General features: G+C 66.5%; 23 protein-coding genes and 5 pseudogenes. 24 read left to right on the top strand and 4 right to left on the bottom strand.

Going from position 1 to position 21137, the window contains the following annotated elements:
• Positions 1 to 52 precede the first annotated feature (52 nt).
• A pseudogene (locus A3A5_RS0133765) lies at positions 53 to 208 on the bottom strand (IS256 family transposase); the annotation flags it as partial.
• A 592-nt stretch (positions 209 to 800) separates the two neighbouring features.
• Positions 801 to 1160: pseudogene (locus tag A3A5_RS40430) on the bottom strand (transposase DNA-binding-containing protein); the annotation flags it as partial.
• A 258-nt stretch (positions 1161 to 1418) separates the two neighbouring features.
• Between A3A5_RS40430 and A3A5_RS0133755 the strand changes: the two are divergent.
• From A3A5_RS0133755 to A3A5_RS0133650, 24 genes and pseudogenes are all read left to right on the top strand, one after another.
• Positions 1419 to 1745 (top strand): hypothetical protein, encoded by a 327-nt coding sequence (locus A3A5_RS0133755; protein ID WP_026201398.1) that lies wholly within the window; start codon positions 1419 to 1421, stop codon positions 1743 to 1745.
• A gap of 420 nt (positions 1746 to 2165) precedes the next feature.
• Entirely contained in the window at positions 2166 to 3266 is a 1101-nt protein-coding gene (locus A3A5_RS0133750; RefSeq protein WP_018314861.1) for a hydrogenase small subunit, read from the top strand.
• An 18-nt stretch (positions 3267 to 3284) separates the two neighbouring features.
• Positions 3285 to 5138 (top strand): nickel-dependent hydrogenase large subunit, encoded by a 1854-nt coding sequence (locus A3A5_RS0133745; RefSeq protein WP_018314860.1) that lies wholly within the window; start codon positions 3285 to 3287, stop codon positions 5136 to 5138.
• 32 nt (positions 5139 to 5170) lie between these two features.
• On the top strand, positions 5171 to 5773 hold the full coding sequence (locus A3A5_RS0133740) for a HupE/UreJ family protein (protein ID WP_018314859.1): 603 nt from the start codon (positions 5171 to 5173) through the stop codon (positions 5771 to 5773).
• A 29-nt stretch (positions 5774 to 5802) separates the two neighbouring features.
• Positions 5803 to 6498, top strand: coding sequence for a Ni/Fe-hydrogenase, b-type cytochrome subunit (gene cybH, locus A3A5_RS0133735; protein WP_018314858.1), 696 nt, complete (start codon positions 5803 to 5805; stop codon positions 6496 to 6498).
• 311 nt (positions 6499 to 6809) lie between these two features.
• A complete protein-coding gene (locus A3A5_RS0133730) occupies positions 6810 to 7475 on the top strand; it encodes a HyaD/HybD family hydrogenase maturation endopeptidase (RefSeq protein ID WP_026201397.1) in 666 nt (221 codons plus the stop codon).
• A 1-nt stretch (position 7476) separates the two neighbouring features.
• On the top strand, positions 7477 to 7782 hold the full coding sequence (locus A3A5_RS0133725; RefSeq protein ID WP_018314856.1) for a HypC/HybG/HupF family hydrogenase formation chaperone: 306 nt from the start codon (positions 7477 to 7479) through the stop codon (positions 7780 to 7782).
• Positions 7783 to 7806: 24 nt separating this feature from the next.
• Positions 7807 to 8001, top strand: a pseudogene (locus A3A5_RS45875) (hydrogenase); the annotation flags it as partial.
• Positions 7922 to 8185 (top strand): hypothetical protein, encoded by a 264-nt coding sequence (locus A3A5_RS45870; RefSeq protein ID WP_369797847.1) that lies wholly within the window; start codon positions 7922 to 7924, stop codon positions 8183 to 8185. The pseudogene A3A5_RS45875 and the gene A3A5_RS45870, both read left to right, overlap by 80 nt.
• Before the next feature lie 64 nt (positions 8186 to 8249).
• Positions 8250 to 9155, top strand: a complete 906-nt coding sequence (locus tag A3A5_RS0133715; RefSeq protein WP_018314855.1) for a hydrogenase expression/formation protein — start codon at positions 8250 to 8252, stop codon at positions 9153 to 9155.
• A gap of 148 nt (positions 9156 to 9303) precedes the next feature.
• Positions 9304 to 9369, top strand: a complete 66-nt coding sequence (locus tag A3A5_RS45865) for a hypothetical protein (RefSeq protein ID WP_369797846.1) — start codon at positions 9304 to 9306, stop codon at positions 9367 to 9369.
• Positions 9366 to 9701 (top strand): annotated as a pseudogene (hybE, locus tag A3A5_RS45860) ([NiFe]-hydrogenase assembly chaperone HybE); the annotation flags it as partial. The gene A3A5_RS45865 and the pseudogene hybE, both read left to right, overlap by 4 nt.
• A gap of 145 nt (positions 9702 to 9846) precedes the next feature.
• Positions 9847 to 10989 carry a hypothetical protein gene (locus A3A5_RS0133705; protein WP_026201396.1) on the top strand — a complete coding sequence of 381 codons (1143 nt, stop codon included), beginning with the start codon at positions 9847 to 9849 and terminating at the stop codon, positions 10987 to 10989.
• Positions 10982 to 11329 (top strand): hydrogenase maturation nickel metallochaperone HypA, encoded by a 348-nt coding sequence (locus tag A3A5_RS0133700; protein WP_018314852.1) that lies wholly within the window; start codon positions 10982 to 10984, stop codon positions 11327 to 11329. Before A3A5_RS0133705 ends, A3A5_RS0133700 begins: the two co-directional genes overlap by 8 nt.
• Positions 11330 to 11355: 26 nt before the next feature.
• The gene (hypB, locus tag A3A5_RS39760) at positions 11356 to 12222 is read left to right on the top strand and encodes a hydrogenase nickel incorporation protein HypB (RefSeq protein ID WP_018314851.1); all 867 of its coding nucleotides are present in this window, start codon (positions 11356 to 11358) and stop codon (positions 12220 to 12222) included.
• Complete coding sequence (locus A3A5_RS0133690) at positions 12219 to 13391, top strand: hypothetical protein (protein WP_018314850.1); 1173 nt, start codon at positions 12219 to 12221, stop codon at positions 13389 to 13391. Before hypB ends, A3A5_RS0133690 begins: the two co-directional genes overlap by 4 nt.
• Positions 13382 to 13624: a HypC/HybG/HupF family hydrogenase formation chaperone gene (locus A3A5_RS0133685; protein ID WP_018314849.1), complete on the top strand. Its 243-nt coding sequence runs from the start codon at positions 13382 to 13384 to the stop codon at positions 13622 to 13624. Before A3A5_RS0133690 ends, A3A5_RS0133685 begins: the two co-directional genes overlap by 10 nt.
• The gene (gene hypD / locus A3A5_RS0133680; protein WP_018314848.1) at positions 13621 to 14784 is read left to right on the top strand and encodes a hydrogenase formation protein HypD; all 1164 of its coding nucleotides are present in this window, start codon (positions 13621 to 13623) and stop codon (positions 14782 to 14784) included. The genes A3A5_RS0133685 and hypD overlap by 4 nt, the downstream gene beginning before the upstream one ends.
• On the top strand, positions 14781 to 15893 hold the full coding sequence (gene hypE, locus A3A5_RS0133675) for a hydrogenase expression/formation protein HypE (RefSeq protein WP_018314847.1): 1113 nt from the start codon (positions 14781 to 14783) through the stop codon (positions 15891 to 15893). Before hypD ends, hypE begins: the two co-directional genes overlap by 4 nt.
• Positions 15894 to 15900: 7 nt before the next feature.
• Positions 15901 to 16260 carry a hypothetical protein gene (locus A3A5_RS39755; RefSeq protein WP_018314846.1) on the top strand — a complete coding sequence of 120 codons (360 nt, stop codon included), beginning with the start codon at positions 15901 to 15903 and terminating at the stop codon, positions 16258 to 16260.
• Positions 16257 to 17990: a hydrogenase maturation protein gene (locus A3A5_RS0133665; protein WP_018314845.1), complete on the top strand. Its 1734-nt coding sequence runs from the start codon at positions 16257 to 16259 to the stop codon at positions 17988 to 17990. The genes A3A5_RS39755 and A3A5_RS0133665 overlap by 4 nt, the downstream gene beginning before the upstream one ends.
• A 342-nt stretch (positions 17991 to 18332) precedes the next feature.
• Positions 18333 to 18473, top strand: coding sequence for a hypothetical protein (locus A3A5_RS45855; RefSeq protein WP_369797845.1), 141 nt, complete (start codon positions 18333 to 18335; stop codon positions 18471 to 18473).
• 12 nt (positions 18474 to 18485) lie between these two features.
• A pseudogene (locus tag A3A5_RS39750) lies at positions 18486 to 19106 on the top strand (tyrosine-type recombinase/integrase); the annotation flags it as partial.
• Positions 19107 to 19528: 422 nt separating this feature from the next.
• A complete protein-coding gene (locus A3A5_RS0133650) occupies positions 19529 to 20467 on the top strand; it encodes a GSU2403 family nucleotidyltransferase fold protein (RefSeq protein WP_018314843.1) in 939 nt (312 codons plus the stop codon).
• 36 nt (positions 20468 to 20503) lie between these two features.
• On the opposite strand, the gene A3A5_RS40425 is transcribed toward A3A5_RS0133650, so the two are convergent.
• On the bottom strand, positions 20504 to 20839 hold the full coding sequence (locus A3A5_RS40425; RefSeq protein WP_051108604.1) for a helix-turn-helix domain-containing protein: 336 nt from the start codon (positions 20837 to 20839) through the stop codon (positions 20504 to 20506).
• A 58-nt stretch (positions 20840 to 20897) separates the two neighbouring features.
• A partial coding sequence (locus A3A5_RS42525) for a transposase (RefSeq protein ID WP_198293195.1) occupies positions 20898 to 21137 on the bottom strand: 240 nt, incomplete at its 5' end.

The following is a 21137-nucleotide window of genomic DNA, read 5'->3' as shown; positions in this document are numbered from 1 at the left end:
AAGCAGCTCTGCCAGCTCCACTTCAATCGCCTCCTGGATGACCCGCCGGGCCCAAGGTCTTGACGTTACTGAACTGCTCAAGCAGCTCTGCCAGCTCCACTTCAATCGCCTCCTGGATGACCCGCCGGGCCCCGCGCCTGATCAGCTCCTCGAGCCCAAGCCCGATTTCCGATAGACCGACTGCTTCNTTACATTTATCCTTGCTCATGGTGGAGTTTTCTTGTGTGCTGGTTTCCGATCTCGACAATCAGATTCTCAGCGGAAAGCTCCACCGCCCTCTACTCCGCGCCTCAAATTCCCCGCCCGTACACCACTTTCGACTTTAGCTCCGGTCCCGCACCGCCAACAGCCTTCCTCGCGGTTGGCTTGCCCCAGTGGGCAACGATACGGTGTTTCCGTGTTCCGCCTGATTCGCAAGAATGGTTTAGGTCCTGCCTCTCCACCGGTAGTGCTGTTGTCCGTGCCGCCCGACTACACAGCGAGCAGGCCCACTACATTCCCATGTTGGGTAAGGCGGCCTATCAGTGTCTTTGGCCTTTCAATGTTGACGATGTTTAACAGCAGTTCAGATGTCTTAACCATGCCATCCAGTCTAGCGCCCCCTCCGCATTGACACTCGCAGAGGCACTTTGGTCTCACGACCTTGGCGTAGCTTGCGCCGGGCTCCATTGTCTCGGTGGCTTCATACAACGCTGTTACCGGCGTTGCATGCACCGATAGACTACGGGCGACGGAACGCCCGGTTTCCTACCGCCAATATCGGCGGTGAAACAACGAATCAGACGACTTTCACGTCGCACATGCAGGTACATCCCTCGCCGCGCTTCATAGTTCAACTCGCCAAGGCCTTCTATCGTTTGGCCTCTAAAATCCAACTCCGTTGTGTCCTGCAGGCACAGCACCACCTCGTGCTCGCGCATGCGCTCTTCCGTGCGCTGCCAGTGGGCCTCCAGAATGCCTCGCCAATCGATCTCCTCTTTCTCGAGAAATCGATAGGCCCCCATGGTCTCGGCCCGGCCATTGCATGCGACAGGAATGCTTGCCGTCGGGTTCGCGGCAAACCGTGTCACCAGCGTCTTCGCTCGTTCATTGCGCCTCGCATCCCCGAAGTCCAATCCCTCCAACTCCTCGTGTCCCCAACCCGCCGACTTTGCCTTCATGCGCCCCCTCGCAAACGAGAAAGCGAACGCTCTCGCGGCAAAGTTTACAAGCCCCTGTGCTAAGTCATTGGGCAGAGCCCTACTCCCGGCAACCGGGATACCCCTAATTCCCTGACGCGGCCCGGACATACGCCTGTCTTAAGCGCAACAAAATGTACCATCCTGAACGTCGGTCGCAGGACGTTACTTAGATACTCTGGAAGGACTCCCAGAGTAAAACGAGGATTCCGATACCCGTTTTCCGAGAGGAGTACGCAAATGAATAGGCCTCGCACGGGCCCTTCATGGCAGGATACAACCATCATTGGATCGCTGCATTTCGCCTTCGAACTGGGTGAGAGGAACTGGAAGCTCTCGCTGGGCGATGGGGTGCGCGCGCGCAGCCGCTGCACAGTGGCCGCCATCGATACGATCGCAGTCTTCATGGCGATCGCAAAGCCAAGGTGCGCTGTCATCTGGCCGCGGATACTCCGGTGCGTAGCTGTTATGAAGCCGGACGCGACGGCTTCTGGCTGCATTGAGGAACATCAGAGCACGAACCTGATGATGGATTCAGCCAGTATCGAAATGAACGAGCGGTGCTGATGCGCTATGAGCGGCTCTGCTCGCTGACCGCCGACGGCTACACGGGCGCTGCTTCCGTAGAAGATGCCTCCTTCATTCCACTGGATCTTGCGTCTCACGGGGCAATTCTGAGAAGACCTTACGGCGCAGCTTGAGGGTAGACGTCTGCCGCCCCAAAGGGGAGCGGGCTCAAACGGCGACTCATCGGTCAAATGGCTGAACTTGCTCGACTTTGGTCTTGACTTTGGAAAGCTAACTTCCAGTACCACGCTCTGGAGGGCAATTCACCCCAGCAAAGATAGGTGCTTTTAGGCGTGTGTTCACATGCGGCTCCCCAGACTGGCACAAGACTTGCTCTACGATGCCATCGCACAAAATGTGCCCTTGGGTTATCCCTCTTCCCCGCAGCGTCGATCACAAAGTACCCACAGGCATACCAGCATGGAGACTTTCTACGAGGTCTTGCGCCGCAAAGGCATCTCGCGCCGCAGTTTTCTGAAGTATTGCTCGCTCACCGCCACATCGCTGGGGCTCGCCCCATCGTTCGTGCCGCAGATTGCCCACGCCATGGAAAGCAAGCCGCGCACGCCGGTGCTGTGGCTGCACGGCCTGGAATGCACCTGCTGCACCGAGAGCTTCATCCGCAGTGCGCACCCACTAGCCAAGGACGTGGTGCTCTCCATGATCTCGCTAGACTACGACGACACGCTGATGGCTGCTGCCGGGCACCAGGCCGAGGCCATCATTGAAGAAATCATGACCAAGTACAAGGGCCAGTACATCCTGGCCGTGGAAGGCAATCCACCGCTCAATGAAGACGGCATGTTCTGCATCCAGTCGGGCAAGCCTTTCATCGAGAAGCTCAAACACGTGGGCAAGGACGCCAAGGCCATTATCGCCTGGGGTTCGTGCGCGTCGTGGGGCTGCGTGCAGGCGGCTAAGCCCAACCCCACGCAGGCCACGCCGATCCACAAGGTGATCACCGACAAGCCCATCATCAAGGTGCCGGGCTGCCCGCCCATCCCCGAGGTGATGACGGGCGTGATCACCTACATGCTCACTTTCGGCCGCGTGCCCGAGCTGGACCGCCAGGGCCGCCCGAAGATGTTCTATAGCCAGCGCATCCACGACAAGTGCTACCGCCGCCCGCACTTCGAAGCTGGCCAGTTCGTCGAGGCCTGGGACGACGAGTCCGCGCGCAAGGGCTACTGCCTCTACAAGGTTGGCTGCAAGGGCCCGACCACCGACAACGCCTGCTCCACCGTGCAGTGGAACGAAGGCACGAGCTTTCCCATCAAGGCTGGCCACGGCTGCATCGGCTGTTCGGCCGACGGCTTCTGGGACAAGGGCTCGTTCTACGACCGCCTCACCGACATCCACGCCTTCGGCATCGAGGCCAACGCCGACCAGATCGGGGGCACCGCCGCCGGCGTGGTGGGCGCGGCCGTCGCCGCGCACGCCGCCATCTCGGTGGCCAAGCGCGCGCGCGACAACCGGAACGCGCGCCAGGCCGACGCGTCCACCACACCCGCCAACCACTGACACAACGAGGAATACAAGATGGGTGCTTACGAAACTCAAGGCTTTCGCATAGACAACACGGGCCGGCGCATCATCGTCGACCCGGTGACGCGCATCGAAGGCCACATGCGCTGCGAGGTCAACCTCGACAGCAACAACGTGATCCGCAACGCCGTCTCCACCGGCACTATGTGGCGCGGGCTGGAGGTGATCCTCAAGGGCCGCGACCCGCGCGACGCCTGGGCCTTCGTCGAACGCATCTGCGGCGTGTGCACCGGCTGCCACGCACTCACCTCGGTACGCGCGGTGGAAGACGCGCTGGGCATTCGCATCCCACTCAACGCCCACCTCATCCGCGAGATAATGGCCAAGACGCTGCAGGTGCACGACCACGCCGTGCACTTCTACCACCTGCACGCGCTGGACTGGGTGGACGTGGTGTCCTGCCTCAAGGCCGATCCGAAGAAGACCAGCGAGCTGCAGCAACTCGTGTCGCCTTCGCACCCGCTGTCCTCGCCCGGTTACTTCCGCGACGTGCAGAACCGCTTGAAGAAGTTCGTCGAGAGCGGCCAGCTCGGCCCCTTCGCCAACGGCTACTGGGGCTCCAAGGCCTATGTGCTGCCGCCCGAGGCCAACCTGATGGCCTTCACGCACTACTTGGAGGCGCTGGACCGGCAGAAGGATTGGGTGAAGGTGCACACCATCTTCGGCGGCAAGAACCCGCACCCCAACTACCTGGTGGGAGGCGTGCCCTGCGCCATCAACATCGACGGAAACGGCGCGGCCGGCGCCCCGATCAACATGGAGCGGCTGAACTTCGTGCAGGCCCGCATCCAGGAGATGATCGATTTCAACAATAACGTCTACATCCCGGACGTGCTGGCCATCGGCACCTTCTACAAGCAGGCCGGCTGGCTCTACGGCGGCGGCCTCTCGGCCATTGCCGACTACGGCACCTACGAGAAGGTGCCCTACGACTACAGCACGGACCAGTTGCCCGGCGGCGTGATCCTAAATGGCGACTGGGACAAGATCCACGAGATTGACCCGCGCGACCCCGAGCAGGTGCAGGAGTTCGTGACGCACAGCTGGTACAAGTACGGCGACGAGACCAAGGGCCTGCACCCCTGGGACGGCGTGACCGAAGCCGACTACAAGCCCGAGGGGCCGAACTTCAAGGGCACGCGCACGGAGATCGAGCAGCTCGACGAATCGGCAAAATACTCGTGGATCAAGGCGCCGCGCTGGCGCGGCCACGCCGTGGAAGTGGGGCCGCTGTCGCGCTACATCCTCGGCTATGCGCACGCCAGGCAGGGCAACAAATTCTGCCAGCGCGTCAAGCAGCAGGTGGACGAGGCCACCGTGGCCATCAACAGCGCCATCCCCAAGGCGCTGGGCATGCCCGAGACGAAGTACAGCGCCAAGCAGTTGCTGCCCACCACTATCGGCCGCACGCTGGCGCGCGCGCTGGAGAGCCAGTACGCCGCCGAGATAATGATGGACGACTTCAAGCAGCTGGTCGGCAACATCAAGGCTGGCGACACCAGCACCGCCAACATCGAGAAGTGGGACCCGATTACCTGGCCCAAGGAAGCCAAGGGCGTGGGCACGGTGGCTGCGCCGCGCGGCATGCTGGGTCACTGGATCCGCATCAAGGACGGCCGCATCGGGAACTACCAGTGCGTGGTGCCCACCACCTGGAACGGCTCGCCGCGCGACCACAAGGGCCAGATCGGCGCCTTCGAGGCCTCGCTCATGAACACGCCCATGGTCAACCCCGAGCAGCCGCTAGAGATCCTGCGCACGCTGCACAGCTTCGACCCCTGCCTAGCTTGCTCCACCCACGTGATGAGCGAAGACGGCCAGGAAATGAGCCGCGTCACGGTTCGCTGAAAGACGACCCCACACGACAAGAGGAGCACCCCATGCACAAGACAACGACACGTGGCCTTGCCGCCGCCATTCTGCTTTCCGGTGCGGCCAGCGCCGCGCAGGCCCAAACCGGGCACGGCACCAGCAGCCTGTTCGAAGGCCTGGTGCACCCCTTCGGCGCTGACCACCTGCTGGCAATGCTGGCCGTGTGTGTGTGGTCGGTCTCGGCGCTGCCTGCGAACAAGGCTTGGCAGGGCCCAGCCACCTTCCTGCTCGCGCTCATGATCAGCGCCTACGCTGGGCATGCTAGGCGTCCCGTGCCCTACCTTGAACACGGCGTGTCCCTCTCGGTGGTGCTATTGGGCGGCAAGCTGCTGCTCGCGCACCGATCCGCCCTGCCGCCGGTCATCGGCCTAGGGCTGAGCGCCGCCGCTTCGCTGCAAGGCCTGGCGCACGGTTCCGAGACGCCAGAGAGAGGTTTCGCCGGCTACGCGGTGGGCTTCCTCTTCACTACCGCACTTCTGCAAGTTGGCAGCATCAGCCTCGGCCTGGGCATCCGCCGCTGGCTGGCCGAGCGCAGCGGCTGGGCGCTGGGTGGCCTGGGCGCGCGGCTGAGCGCCGCCGGGCTGTATCTGTTCGGTCAGTTCGCGGCCTGATCTGGCACTCCCTTTCAGGAGGTCTCACCATGTCCACCACGACGTCCCATCCGGCCAGCGCTTCACACGACGCGCGCGAGCTGCGGCAAGGCCAGAGCATCCGCTCTGTCTATGTGTACGAGGCGCCCGTGCGCATCTGGCACTGGCTCAACGCGCTGTCCATCACCGTGCTGTGCGTCACCGGCTACTTCATTGGCCAGCCCCTGCTCACCATGCCGGGCGAGGCCAGCGCGCACTACCTCATGGGCTACATCATGGCGGTGGGCATGTTCGCGCGCGCCTACTGGGCGCTGGTGGGCAACCACCACGCGAAGAAGCTGTTCTGGGTGCCGATGTTCCAGAAGACCTACTGGCGCGAAGTGTTCAACATGCTGCGCTGGTACCTGTTCCTGATTCCCAAGCCCAACCAGTACGTGGGCCACAACCCGCTGGCGCGCTTGGCGATGTTCGGCTTCTACCTGATGTTTTCCAACTTCATGCTGCTCACCGGCTTCGCGCTCTACGGCGAGGGCGCACAGATGGGCTCGTGGCAGGAACGCCTGTTCGGCTGGGTGATCCCGCTATTCGGCCAGAGCCAGGACGTGCACACCTGGCACCGCCTGGGCATGTGGGGCATCGTGACCTTCGTGCTGCTGCACATCTACGCGGCCATTCGCGAAGACATCATGGGCCGCCAGAGCATCGTGAGCACCATGATTTCCGGTCACAGAACATTCAAAGAGTGAGCATGAACCGCGCAGCCCGCTCTATTTCCAGGCCGCGCCGGTATGTTCACCGGTTGGCGTGCCGCTGCGCGCGCCCACGCACCCGGGGGGCGGCTGCTGGCGCGCACCTGCTACGCCTGTCGCGCCGCCGACTGCACGAGTTGTTGCACGGCCAGCGCGACATGTCGCCCGACACCGCCATCCGCTGCGCGCGGGTGGTCGGTGTGGAGGCCGGCTTTTGGCTCGCGCAGCAGGCGGCCTGGGACAGCTTCCGCGCCTCGAAGCGTCTGCGCGCCGCCGCTCTCTCCACTGTTTTTGTGAGTCCGCCCACCATGAGCCGCACCTCGCCTGAAGCCGCCTGTCACCCTGGTGGTGACACCCATCCCTCCATCTGCGTGCTGGGCATCGGCAACCTGCTATGGGCCGACGAAGGCTTCGGCGTGCGCTGCGTCGAAGCCCTGCAGCAGCGCCACGAGTTCGCGCCGCACGTCTCGCTGGTGGACGGCGGCACGCAGGGCCTGTACCTGATCCAGCACGTGCAGGCCGCCGACTGCCTGCTGATCCTCGATGCGATCGACTACGGCCTGGCGCCCGGCACTCTGAAGCTTGTGCGCGACGACGAGGTGCCGCGTTTCCTGGGCACAAAGAAGATGAGCCTGCACCAAACCGGTTTTCAGGAGGTGCTCTCGCTCGCCCAACTCACCGGCCATTACCCCGCGCAGGTGCTGCTGATCGGCTGCCAGCCGCAGGAGCTGGAGGACTACGGCGGCAGCCTGCGCCCGGCGGTCAAAGCCGCGATGGACGAGGCCATGGCGCTAGGCGTGGCCGAGATCGCGCGCTGGGGCGGCCGGCCTGCGTCGCGCCGCCAGCCCCTGAGCGGGCGCGAGACCGTGACCATGGAAGGGCTCGCGCTCGCCGCCTACGAAACGCAGCGTCCCGCGCCCGAGGCGGCCTGCCGCGAAGGCGACGAGCGCTTCTTCCCCCAAGAGACCCCCTGACATGTGCATTGGCATCCCCATGCAGGTCAGCACCATCGAGCCCGGCCACGCGGTGTGCGTAGGCCGGGGCGAGCGTCGACGGATCAGCACCGTGCTGGTGGGCCACGTGGCGCCGGGCGACTGGCTGCTCGTGTTCCTCGGCGATGCGCGCGAACGCATCGATGCCGAACGCGTCAGCGAGGTCAACGCCACGCTCGACCTGATGCTGGGCGCCATGCAGGGCCAGGGCGCCGACGGCGAGGCTGGCTTCGAACTGCCTTCGCGCATGAGCGCCGTTCAACTGCGCCAGCTCGCCACCGGCGGCTGACACCTTCTTTCGTCCAGAAGACCCATGAGCCTCACTGACACCGCCATTCGCCCACCGGCCGTCACCGCACTCAGCACCGATCCCGCCTCGCCGCTGGTGATGCGCCTGGTGCGGGAATTCGGCGCCGCGCTGATCGATAATGCCAGCGTGGCCGACTGGACCGCCTTGCCGGGAGACCGCTTGCTGCTGCTGGCGGGCGACGCCGTGCGTTTCACCGAGGGCCAGAACGTGGCCTCCCGCGGATGCCGTGGCGCGTCGCTACGGCTCTCAGCGCTGGCCCTTGCTGCTGTTCTTCCGCGGCGGCCAGTACGTCAGCGCCATCGCCGGCATGCAGGACTGGATGTCTACCTGCAAGGCGTGGACGCCGCTCTGCGCATGCCTTCCTCGCGCCCGCCCACCATAGGCATTCCCGTCGTGAGCAAGACTTCTTCTAGCGACGCCAGCTGCCACAGAGCCGAGGGCACCCCATGAAAGATTTCCCGATCTCGCTCGTGACCCTGGGCCCTGGCACGCGCCACGAAGACGAGTCGCTCGACTACCTGCCCCTGCCCCTGCCCAAGGACATGGACACCTACCGCCCGCCCGTGCTGCCCGAGCCCGAGGAACTGGTGGGTCTGGACCAGGCGCGCCAAGTGCTGCAGCAGGTGCTGGCCCTGCTGCAGCAGGTGCTGGCCCTGCTGCAGCGCGGCGCCGAAGGCGGCGCCCCCGGCCTGGTGCCGCTGGGCATGCTCGCGCCACGCGACTTCCGCATCGTGAACCAGGTGCTGGGCGAAGGCGAGGTCAGCGCCATCGTGCAGCTCGGCGCGAGCAACCTGGAGGTGCGCGTGCAGGAATCCGTGTTCGCCGGCGTCTGGCGCCTCATGACCTGGCGCCACGAGGAGGGCCGCGACAGCGTACTGGTGGACGACGCGATCGAGGTCGGTTCGGTACCTTCACTGTTCGCCGCAACCGCTGCCGAAGACGTGTGGCCCGCCTACCCGCTGTGGAGCGGCCCGCTGCCGCCCAACGTACAGAACGCGCCGCTGCTGGTGGACGAGATCCGCGACCAGGTGGCACGCTGGCAGCCGGACCAGGTCTCGCACGTGGTCAATCTCACGCTGTTGCCGGTCACGCCCGAGGACATCTGCTTTCTGGATTACCAGCTCGGCACGGGCCGCGTGCTCATGCTATCGCGCGGTTACGGCAACTGCTGCATCTCCAACACGCGCCTGCCAAACTGCTGGCGCGTGGTGCATTACAACTCCATGGACAAGCTCATCCTCAACACGGTCGAGGTGGTGGACATGCCCGAGGTAGCGATGGCCGCGCCCGAAGACCTGCGTGATTCGCACGAGCGCCTGCGCGAGATCATGGCCTGGCTGGAGGCAACATGAGCATGGACCATTTCGAAGGCTCCTGCCTTGGCAACCGCGAGGTACTGCGGGCCGGCTTCACGACTGCAATGCAAGATCTCCTGGTGGGTCTGCGACCCCGCCGTAGGCGACCGGCAATGGCAGATCCCCAGGCACGCCCTTCGCCGATCTGCCCTCGCACTGGCGCTGCCCGAATTGCGACTGCGAGCCCGACCAGTTCCTCTTACTGCCATGACAGACCAGCCCCTGGCATCCTGCGTGCCGGCCCTCGTGGCTCATTTCGAGCATGCGCAGACCGAACGCGTGCAGGGAATCCCGCGGCTCAACGCCGCGCTGCGCGTGGGGGCGGTGGACTTCGCTTGGGGTACCACCACGGACGACAAACCGGTGGCCGAAGGCGTGCTCATCACGCCCTGGTTCATGAGCTTGGTGCGGCTGCCGGCTCAGACCCTGCCACACGGCGACCAGGTGGGCTGCAGCTTTATGCGCAACTTCGGCAGCGAGCGCTTCGACTTCGTCGGCGCGCACGACCCTGCCATCGGTTACCACGAGACCTGCGCGCTGTTTTCGCCATGGGCGGCTTCACCGCGCAGGCCCTGGCGCGCGAGACCGCGCACGAAGCGCTGGCGCTCACCCGCCCCGTCCCCCAGACGCCTCCAGCGGCCATCCCGCCGATGCGGTCGCGCCGCGCCTTCTTTCTGGGAGGCCGCGCGTGAACGGTGTCGCACTCAGTGGTCTGCAAAGCCTGGCGGGCGCCTTGCGCATCACGCCCGGCGCGCCACCACCACACGGCCTGCAGAGCACGCGCCAGGACTGGGCCGCGCTCATGGGCCACGGCGTGCCAGCGGCCCGGCTGCCCGGGCTCATGGCCAGCCTGTTCAACCTCTGCAGCCACGCGCACCGACTGTGCAGCCAGCTCGCCATTGGCCCGGCCTCGCCCGGCCTGCTGCCACGACCCGATGCCGTAGCCGAGCGCCTGCGCCGCGAGACCGCGATGGAGCACATCCGCCGCATCGGCCTAGACTGGCCGCGCCTGCTCGCACCCGGCGGCGCGCACGCGGCCAGCGCCACCACCGCCCTGCGCACTTGCCCTTGGCCGACGCAGGGTGCCCCCGGCCCCTGGCCAGCGCTGCGCAGCTGGCTGCAACATGTGCTGCTGGACATGCCCGCAGCCGACTGGCTCGCGGCCTGGCAAGCCGGCGGCACCGACTGGCTCGACACCTGGGGTCTGCGCCACAACCACTGGCTGCCCGCGCTGGTGCGCAGCGCGCGCGGCGCAGACGCCTGCACCCTGCTCGCGCCCGACACCGCCTTGCGCCTCCACGGCGACCGGGCCACCAGCCTGTGCATGCTGGGCGCCACGCTCGCACTCAAGCCCGCTTTCGCGCTGCGCCCACTGTTGCATGGCGCCTGCGCTCACACCGGCCCCTGGAGCCGCCTCGGAGGCGTGGCCGACGACATGCTGCTCACGCCCTGGGCCCTGCTGGGCACGCGCCTGGCCGAGCTGGTGCGCCTTGCGCTCGACGGCGGCGACCGCTGCCTGGACTGGGGTGCCGTGGCGACCGGCCCCTGGCGCGGCCTGGCCTGGGTGGAGATGGCGCGTGGCCTGCTGGTGCACCAAGTCGAGATCGACCCGGCTACCCAGCGCGTGCAGGCCTGCCACGTGGTGGCGCCCACCGAATGGAACTTCCACCCCGAGGGCGAGGTGGCGCAGCAGCTGGCGCGGCTCGACCCCGACCTGCCCGACGGCGCGCTCACGCGACGCGTGCACCTGCTGATGGCCGCGTTCGACCCTTGTGTGCCTTTCACCATCGAACGCCGAGGCGCCGCGCTGCAGGAGGCCGGACATGCATGAGGCCAGCCTCGCCGGCGGCGTGCTCCAGCTGGTGGAAGACACCGCCACGCGCGAAGGCTTCAAGCGCCTGCTGGCGCTGCGGCTCGAAGCCGGCCAGCTCTCGGGCGTGGACGTGCGCGCGCTGCGCTTCGCACTGGAAAGCCTCGCCCCCAGCACCTTGCTGGACGGCGCGAACATCGAGATCGAAGAACCCCCCGGCCAAGCCTGGTGCCTGGGCTGTTCACGGACCGTGACCCTGGCGCAACGCGGGGACGCCTGCCCGGCCTGCGGTGGCTTCCAACTGCAGCCGACCGGCGGCGCTGAACTGCGCGTGCTGGACATGCAGGTGGCCCATGATTGAAACCCCACGAAAACAGGAGACCGACCATGTGTATCGTATGTGGATGCAGTGACAACCAGGAAGCGCCGGCTGCGGTACAGGTGAACCCGGCCAGCGGCGACCTGCATTTCGGTGCCGGTACCGCGCGCTTCTCGGTGCCCGGCATGAGCCAGGCGCGTGCCATCAAGCTGGAGACCGACATCCTCGGCGCCAACAACCGCGTGGCCGCTCACAACCGCGCGCACTTCGAGGCCCACGGCGTGACCGCGCTCAACCTTGTTTCCAGCCCGGGTTCGGGCAAGACCACGCTGCTGTGCGCCACCATCGACGCGCTCAAGGCGGGCGCGCCCGGCCTGCACATGGCGGTGATCGAAGGCGATCAGCAGACCAGCTTCGACGCCGACCGCATCCGCACCACCGGCGCGCCCGCGATCCAGATCAACACCGGCAAAGGCTGCCACCTTGACGCACCCATGGTGGCTGAGGCCTTCGCGCGGCTGCTCACGCATCACGGCCACGGTCATGGGCATGAACAGAACCATGGACACGAGCATCACCACCATCACGATGACGACAGCGCACATAGCCTGCTCTTCATTGAGAACGTCGGCAACCTGGTGTGCCCCGCCGTGTGGGACCTGGGCGAGGCCGCCAAGGTGGCCATCCTCTCGGTGACCGAGGGCGAGGACAAGCCGCTGAAGTACCCCGACATGTTCGCCGCCGCCTCGCTCATGGTGCTCAACAAGATCGACCTGCTGCCGCACGTGCGCTTCGACATGGCGCGCTGCATCGAACTCGCGCGGCGCGTAAACCCGGTCATCGAGGTAATCCAGCTTTCGGCCACCACCGGCGATGGCATGGACGCCTGGCTGCACTGGCTGGACCACCAGCTCGGCCATCACCACCACGCATGATGCGCAACGCCCCGTCCGCTGTGCTGGCCTGCGGCACCCAGCTGAAAAACGCCGCGTGCCTGCGGGACGCGCAGGACCAGGCCCACTGGTCGGCGGTGCACGGCGACCTGAGCGACCCGACCGCCTGCGCCGCGCTCCAAGCCTCGGCCCTTGCGCTGCTGCAACGGCACGGCCCTGTGCGCGCGGTGGCGCACGACCTGCACCCCGATTACTTCAGCACACGTTTCGCCATCGAACTCGCGCACACCCTGGGTGTACCCACCATCGGCGTGCAGCACCACCACGCGCACATTGCCGCCGTGGTGGCCGAACACGCCATTGAAGGCCCGGTGATCGGCCTCGCGCTCGACGGTGTGGGCCTGGGCACGGACGGCACGGCCTGGGGCGGTGAGCTGCTATGGGTGGATGGCGCGAACTGGCGGCGCCTGGGTCACCTGCACCCCCTCGCCCTGCCTGGTGGCGACCGCGCCGCGCGCGAACCCTGGCGCATGGCCGCCAGCGCCCTGCACGCGCTGGACCGGGGCGCAGATATCGTGCCGCGCTTCGCGCCGATGGTTGGCGAGGCCATGGCGCGCGGCGTGCAGCAGATGCTGGCGCGCGGCCTGAACTGCCCGCCCACCAGCAGCGCCGGGCGCTGGTTCGACGCCGCAGCCGCCGCGCTGGGCCTGAGCGTGCGCCAGACCGAGGAGGCCGAAGCCGCCATCGCGCTTGAAACCACTGCCAGCCGATGGCTGGCGCCGGCCCACGAGCCCTTGCCTGCCACGCTGGAGGACCTGCTCACCGACACCCTGCCCGACGGCCAACGCCGGCTCGACGTGCGCGGCCTGTTCGCCGCGCTGCTGCACGTGAGCGCCGAGCGTGTGGGCGCTGCGGCGGCGGGCTTTCACCTGGCTCTGGCCGATGCGCTGGCGCTCTGGGCCACGCAGGCTGCGCGCGAACACGGCACGGCCACCGTGTGCCTGGGTGGCGGCTGTTTCTTCAACCGCGTGCTGCGCGAGCGAGTGCTCGCGCGCCTGCAGGGCGCCGGCCTGTGCGTGCACCTGTCCAGCGCCACCGGCTGCGGCGACGCGGGCCTGGCCTTGGGCCAGGCCTGGGTGGCCACGCGCCTGATCGGGGCCACGGCCCTTCAGAATATCCCCCACGAAAAGGACACCGAACCATGTGCCTAGCCATCCCCGCGCGGCTGGTGGAGCTGCGGCCCGACGACCAGGCCGTGGTCGACCTCGGCGGCATTCGCAAGGACATCTCCATCGCCCTGGTGGCCCACGTGAAGGCGGGCGACTACGTGATCGTGCATGTGGGCCACGCCATCGGCACCATCGACCCCGAGGAAGCTGAGCGCACGCTGGCGCTGTTTGCCCAGATGGCGCAACTCACCACCTCCAGCGGAGTTTCAACATGAAGTACATCGACGAATTCCGCGACGGCGGCATCGCGCGGCAGATCGGCGCCCACATCGCCACCGAGGCCGACCCGGCACGCAACTACAGCTTCATGGAGTTCTGCGGCGGCCACACACACGCGATCTCGCGTTACGGCGTGATGGAGCTGCTGCCGGCCAACGTGCACATGGTGCACGGCCCGGGCTGCCCGGTGTGCGTGCTGCCCATCGGCCGCATCGACCAGGCGATCAGCCTCGCACTGGCCCAGGATGCCATGGTCTGCACCTACGGCGACACCATGCGCGTGCCGGCCTCGGAAAGCCAATCGCTGATCCGCGCCAAAGCGCGCGGTGGTGACATCCGCATGGTGTACTCTGCCGCCGACGCGCTGGCACTCGCCCGCCAGAACCCGCGGCGCGAGGTGGTGTTCTTCGCCATCGGTTTCGAGACCACCACGCCCCCCACCGCGCTCACCATCCAGCTCGCGCACCGCGAAGGCCTCACGAACTTCAGCGTGCTGTGCTGCCACGTGCTCACGCCCTCGGCCATTACGCACATCCTGGAATCGCCCGAGGTGCGCGAGTTCGGCACCGTGCCCATCGACGGCTTCGTCGGTCCCGCGCACGTGAGCATCGTGATCGGCTCTGGCCCCTACGAACACTTCGCCGAGGAGTACCGTAAGCCGGTGGTGATCGCCGGCTTGGAGCCGCTGGACGTGATGCAGGCCATCCTGATGCTGGTGCGCCAGGTCAACGAGGGCCGCGCCCATGTGGAGAACCAGTTCAAGCGCGCCGTCACGTCCGAAGGCAACCTCAAGGCGCAGGCCCCGGTGTCCGAGGTGTTCGAGCTGCGACCCAGCTTCGAGTGGCGTGGCCTAGGCGAGGTGCCCTACAGCGCTTTGAAGATCCGCGAAGCCTATGCCGACTTCGACGCCGAGCGCCGCTTCTCGCTGCACTACCGCCCGGTGGCCGACAACAAGGCCTGCGAGTGCGGCGCCATCCTCCGCGGCGTGAAGAAACCGACCGACTGCAGGATCTTCGGCACCGTGTGTACGCCCGAGAGCCCGGTGGGCTCGTGCATGGTGTCGAGCGAAGGCGCCTGCGCGGCGCACTATTCCTACGGGCGCTTCCGCGACATTCACGTCACCAGCGCCACGGCCATCGAGGAGGCCCTGCCATGAGAACCGACATCGATCAGCCCTCCGGCGAGGCAGCCGTGCTCCGGCCGGAGAAGACGAAGAATTACACGCGCCCGCTCGACATCAAGCACGGCTGCGTGGACATGGGCCACGGCGCGGGTGGCAAGGCCGCCGCACAGCTGGTCGAAGAACTGTTCGTCGCCTCCTTTGACAACCCCTACCTGCGCCAGGGCGACGACGGCGCGGTGTTGCCGCTGCCCAGCGTCACGCCGGGCCACGGCCGGCTGGTGGTCGCCACCGACGGCCACGTGGTATCGCCGCTGTTCTTTCCCGGCGGAGACGTGGGCTGCCTCTCGGTGCACGGCACGGTTAATGACGTGGCTATGTGCGGCGCAACGCCGCTGTGGTTGAGCGCGACCTTCATCCTGGAAGAAGGTTTCCCGCTGATCGAGCTGCAGCGCATCGTGCGCTCCATGGCCGCGGCCGCGCGCGCCGCCGGCGTGCCCATTGTCACAGGCGACACGAAGGTGGTGGAGAAGGGCAAGGGCGACGGCGTGTTCATCAGCATCACCGGCATCGGCGTCTTGCCGCCAGGCGTGGACATCAGCGGGCGCAACGCGCGTGCGGGCGACGTGCTGCTGCTCTCCGGCACTCTCGGCGACCACGGCGTGGCCGTGCTCTCACAACGCGAGTCGCTCGCTTTCGAGACTACCATCGAGAGCGACACCGCCGCGCTGCACACGCTGGTGGCCGCCATGCTGGGTGCCGCGCCGGGCGCTGTGCGCGTGCTGCGCGACCCCACGCGCGGCGGCCTGGCCACCACGCTCAACGAGATTGCGCGCCAGTCCGGCGTGGGCATGCTGCTGCAGGAAGCCGCCATTCCCGTGCGACCCCAGGTCGATGCCGCCTGCGAGCTGCTCGGGCTGGACATGCTGTATGTCGCCAACGAAGGAAAGCTGGTCGCGGTGTGCGCGCCCGAGGCGGCCGATGCTGTGCTCGCCGCCATGCGCGCGCACCCGCTGGGCGCTGAGGCAGCGCGCATCGGCGAGGTCACCAGCGACCCGCACCACTTCGTGCAGATGGCCACGCGTTTCGGTGGTCGGCGCGTGGTGGACTGGCTCAGCGGGGAGCTATTGCCGCGCATCTGCTGACCCCGCCATGCCATCCACCGTGTTCCAGAAATCCGCGAGCGGCCTGCCCCTGGTGCGCGAGCACTTGCAAGCCCGGATCGCGCAGAGTCTGATCGAACCCGTGGCGCCGCCGGCCCCACCTCTGCCTCCCCCGGTCGAGGTACCCGCCCCCCTTGACTTGCTGGAGGCGCCGTGCCGCCAGGCGCAGGCGCGCCTCACGGCGTACTTCGGTCCCGGCGCCGCCGGCGTGGTGCGGCCCCTGCGCGACGCGCACGCGGGGGCCGCATTCAACGCCGCGCTGGACGACCTCGAATCGCGCTTTGCGACCCACATGGGTCGCAAAGACGCCGCGCGCGAACAGCAGGGGCGGCGGCGGCCGCCACCATGAAGAGTCCACCCCCCGGCCTGCGCATCCTGCTGCTGTGCCACAGCTTCAACAGCCTCACGCAGCGCCTGTTCGCCGAGTTGCGCGCGCACGGCCACACCGTGAGCGTGGAGATCGACATCAACGACCGGGTCACCGAAGAGGCCGTCGAGCTGTTCCGGCCCGACCTGCTGCTCGCGCCCTTCCTCAAGCGCCGCATCCCGGCCAGCGTCTGGCAGCGGCTGACCTGCCTCGTGGTGCACCCCGGCCCGCCCGGCGACCAGGGACCCTCGGCGCTGGACTGGGCGGTGCTGCAAGGCGTACGCGACTGGGGCGTGACGGTGCTGCAGGCCAACGCCGACTACGATGCCGGGCCGGTCTGGGCGCACGCGGCCTTTGCGATGCGCCAGGCCAGCAAGGGCAGCCTGTACCGGCGCGAGGTCACGCAGGCAGCGGTGCAGGTTACGCTGGCTGCCCTGCAACGTTTCGAAAACGGTGAGCGCACGGGCGAATCACCCCCGCCGGCGCAATGGCGGCCCGCCATGCGCCAGGCCGACCGCGCGGTCGACTGGACTACCGACACCACGGCCGAGGTGCTGGCCCGCCTGCGTTGCGCCGACGGCCAGCCCGGCGTGCTCGACTCGCTTTGGGGCCAGGCCTGCTACCTGATGGATGGCCACGCCGCCTCCGATGCGCTGATGGTCAGGTTCACCGACGCCGCGCCGGGCACGCTGCTGGCCGTACGCGACGGCGTGCTGCTGCGCCGCACGCGCGACGGCGGCGTGTGGATCGGCCACGTGCGCCGTGCCGAGGGCGCTGCCGGCTTCAAGCAGGTCGCGGCGCAGGCCTTCGCCACCGAGGCGGCGGCCCTGCCCTCGCTGCCTGTGGTGCTGCAGCGGCCGGACGATGAATGGGGCGAGCTTCGCTACACCGAGCACGGCCCGGAAGGGGCGCACGTGGGCTGCTTGCGCTTTGACTTCCACAACGGCGCCATGTCCACGGACCGTTGTGAGCGCCTGCACGCGGCCTGGCTGACGGTGCGGGAGCGGCCGGTGAACGTGCTGCTGCTGATGGGCGGCGAGGACTTCTTCAGCAACGGCATCGACCTCAACGCCATCGAGGCCGCGGCACACCGGCCCGGTGACAACGCGGCCAACGAATCATGGCGCAACATCCAGGCCATAAACGACGTGGCCCTGGCCGTGATCACGACCACCGACCGCCTCACAGTGAGCGTTCTGCGCGGCAACGCCGGCGCGGGTGGCGCTTTCCTCGCACTGGCAGCCGACGAGGTGTGGGGGCACGAGGGCGTGGTGCTCAACCCGCATTACAAGAACATGGGCAACCTCTATGGTTCCGAGTACTGGACCTACCTGCTGCCGCGCCGGCTGGGCGAGGCCGGCGCAAGGGACCTGATGGCGCAGCGCCTGCCGTTGCTGGCGCGCGAGGCCGCGCAGATGGGCCTGATCGACCACTGCGACGACAAGGCCCGCGAAGGCTTCGAAGAACGCTGCCTGCAGCGCGCGCTGGCGCTCGCGGCCTCCTGCAATCTGCCACAAAGGCTGGCGGCCCAACAGGCCACCCGCGAGCGCGACGAAAGCCTTCGCCCGCTGGCCCACCACCGCGAACAGGAACTCTTGCGCATGCATTGCAACTTCTACGGCTTCGACCCCAGCTACCATGTGGCGCGCCACCATTTCGTGCACAAGCAACCGCACGCGTGGACGCCCCGGCACCTGGCCTTGCACCGATGAACGTGCCGTTCCCGACGGAAGCCCTGCCGTGGACGACGAGGTGCGCTCGCATGACACGATGCGCCGTACTGGACGAGGCCTTCACTGTGTTTACCGCCAGCAGCGCCGAGGACGCGCGTGGCCTGCTGCAGCGCCAGCCGGTGAAATGATCCTGTGCGACCAGCGCATGCCCGGCGTGAGCTTCCTCAAGGAAGTGCGTGCGCGAACACTGGCCCGACGCGGTGCGCCTCGTGAGCTCGGGCTACACCGACAGCGAAGACATCATCGCCGGCATCAACGAGGCCAGTATCTACCAGTACATCCTCAAGCCCTGGGCACCCGACCATCTGCGGTACTCGCTCGGTGCGCAACGCGGTCGAGACCCAGGCGCAGCAGCGCCAGACCAGCCGGCTCGACCTCGAACTGCGCACCAGCACCGGCGTGCTGCGCCAGCGCACCGCCACGCAGATGGCAAGCCGAGGGGGTCTTCGTAGGCGCCCGTGAACGCACTGCGACACCGCCACTGAGCGCGAGCGCCTGCATGCGGCGCGCTGCCGCTGGCTCCTGACCGTGCTCTACCTGGGGGGCTTGCGCGCGGCCGAAGTCACCGGCACGGCGATGGGGGCGTTCTTCTGCAGGCGCGATGCGCAGGGCATCGAGCGCTGGTGGCTGGAGGTCACCGGCAAGGGCAACAAGACCCGGCTGGTGCCTGCCACCGACGAACTGATCGCCGAACTCGCGCGCTACCGCCGCACCCATGGGCTGGCGCCGAACCCGCAGCCTGGGAAGACACGCCCCTTGCTGCTGCCGGTCATTGGCCAGGAGAACCGAGAGAAGGGTCTGTCACGCGGGGCGTTGCACCTGATCCTGAAGAAAGTGTTCGGCCTGGCGGCCGCGCGCCTGCGCGCGCGGGCCCGAATGGGAAGCACAGGCCGCGGTGCTGGCCAGTGCCTCGGCCCACTGGCTGCGCCTACCGCTGGTTCGCACATGACCGACCAGCAGGTGGACCTGCGTTACGTCCGGGACAACTTTGGGCATTCGTCGATCTCGACGACGAGCGGCTACCTGCATAGCGAGGAGGATGCGCGGCATGAGGCCACGCAGGCGCGGCATCGCATCGACTGGACCAGCAAGACGTCAGGCGCGACCCTCGCGCCGGGGAATTCCAGAGTAGAAGCGAGATCGGCGCCGCTCGGCGTTCCGTGGTCACCGAGGGCAAGACGCTGGAGACCTACCCCGCAGGCCAACTCGAGAGGCGCGCGGAGTTTGGGAGTAACTGAGTTAGGCGCACCCGCAACACGCAGGCAGCCAGAGAATTGCTATTCCGCGCGAATCTTCGCCTCCGCCCACGATCTTGGCAGATAGAACTATGTCCTCCTTCTGAAATCGCGCGAAGTCTTCCGGCGTGCCTGCAGACACCATCTACAAAAGATTCGAGCCGGCTGCAGTCAGCGCGCTACGGCGAGGGGATTCGGCATGCGATGCACAGGGGCGGCATGGAGCACATCTATGATGTTTCAGTATAAAATCAGCATATTGCTGTTTTATACTGAAATTCCATGGATCCTTGGATCGAGTTAGATGAGGATGCGCTGCGCCAGTATATCGACGCCAAGGCGGTGTTCGAAGCGTGGGAATCTGCGCGTGCCAAGGCCGCAGAGGTTCGCGGCGGCATGCTCTGGCGAACCACGAAGGGCCGCGAGTACCTGATTCGGACCAGCGTGGACAACAAACAGAAGAGCCTCGGCGTGCGTTCGGAAACGACTGAGGACATGTACGCGCGGTTCAACGCGCGCAAGGAAGCCGCCGAGGCCCGGCTCAAGACACTCGCGGACGAACTCGACCGGCACCGGCGGCTGAACCGAGCGACCCGCGTCGGCCGGGCTCCTGACATCCTCGTGGCCATCCTTCACGTGATGACTCGGCTCAATATCGCCGAGCATTTCATCGTCATCGGGACACATGCCCTCTATGCGTATGAAGCCGCGGCCGGAGTTCGTCTGCAGGAACGCGCCCTCGCAACTCGCGACGTTGATCTTCTTTGGGATACGCGCAAACGCCTCCAGTTTGCTTCCCGAATGAAGAGCCTGGACCTCTCGATGCTGGATGTCCTACGCAAGGTAGATAGCACGTTTGAGATTCGGGATGATCAACTCTTTACGGCAGTGAACGCAAAAGGCTTCGAGGTGGACTTCCTGCGTCGCGAGGCCGCCGATATTGACCCCCACCCGCTCCAACTGACCGACGATGAAGATGACCTCTGGGCAGTCCAGGCGCGACGCGCAAATGTCCTGTTGGGGTCGCCTCCATTCTCTGCGCCCATCGTTTCCGTGACCGGAAGGATGGCGCGGATGACGACGATCAGTCCAGCCGCGTTCGTCGAATTCAAACGCTGGATGGCATCGACCGCAGAGCGCGATCCGCTCAAGATTTCTCGCGACAGGCTGCAGGCATCGATCGTGGAAGAGCTTGCCAACCGCTTCCGGCTCGGTGTTTAGCAAGCCGCGCGTTGCCTGATGGACGCATGCTGTTGTCTACTCTTCAAGCTGGACTTTCTGTTCCCTGGCCGCATTCTTGTCCATCTTGGCCGCATGGGCCGCCGCCTGTTCGAGCAAGGCGGCATGCGCCCTCGGCACGACAAGCATCGTCAAACCCAGTCCTTCCATCACGCGCAGGGCGTGCTCCAGATTGACGCCCTTGCCGTTCTCCAGCTTGGACAGCATACCGACGGAAACCCCGCAATGATTGGCAGCCTGATCAATGGGCATACCCTCCCCCGCCCGCGTTGCCCGTATCCGGTCGCCAAGCTGGTCAATGCTTCGGATGGTCGCGCGTGATGGTGGAGTTGGATCAGGAAGCGGCCTCGGCATAGATGTGGAATAACTTTCATGAAAATGAAACTATATCACCGCTGTGGGTAACAGTTACTCAGCAGTCGGAAATATAGGCGACAGAAGGAGCCTGGAAGAATGATCGAACGAGACACGGCTTTTGCCGGACATCCGCGAGCTGCGCCTCGATTCGCTCTTGCAGCTTTTCACCCTTTTGCAGGGGCCGCCTTGCCGCGCCAGTACGTTTGACATGACTCCACACCAATTCGTCCGGATTCAGATCCGGGGCGTAACCCGGCAGGAAATGAAGTGTGAGCTTGCCGCGCGTGGAGTCAAC

The sequence above is a fragment of the Cupriavidus sp. UYPR2.512 genome, from assembly GCF_000379565.1.
Taxonomy (GTDB): Bacteria; Pseudomonadota; Gammaproteobacteria; order Burkholderiales; family Burkholderiaceae; genus Cupriavidus.
The sequence above is the reverse complement of the archived record's forward strand: the minus strand, read 5'-3'. Positions and strand labels throughout refer to the sequence as shown.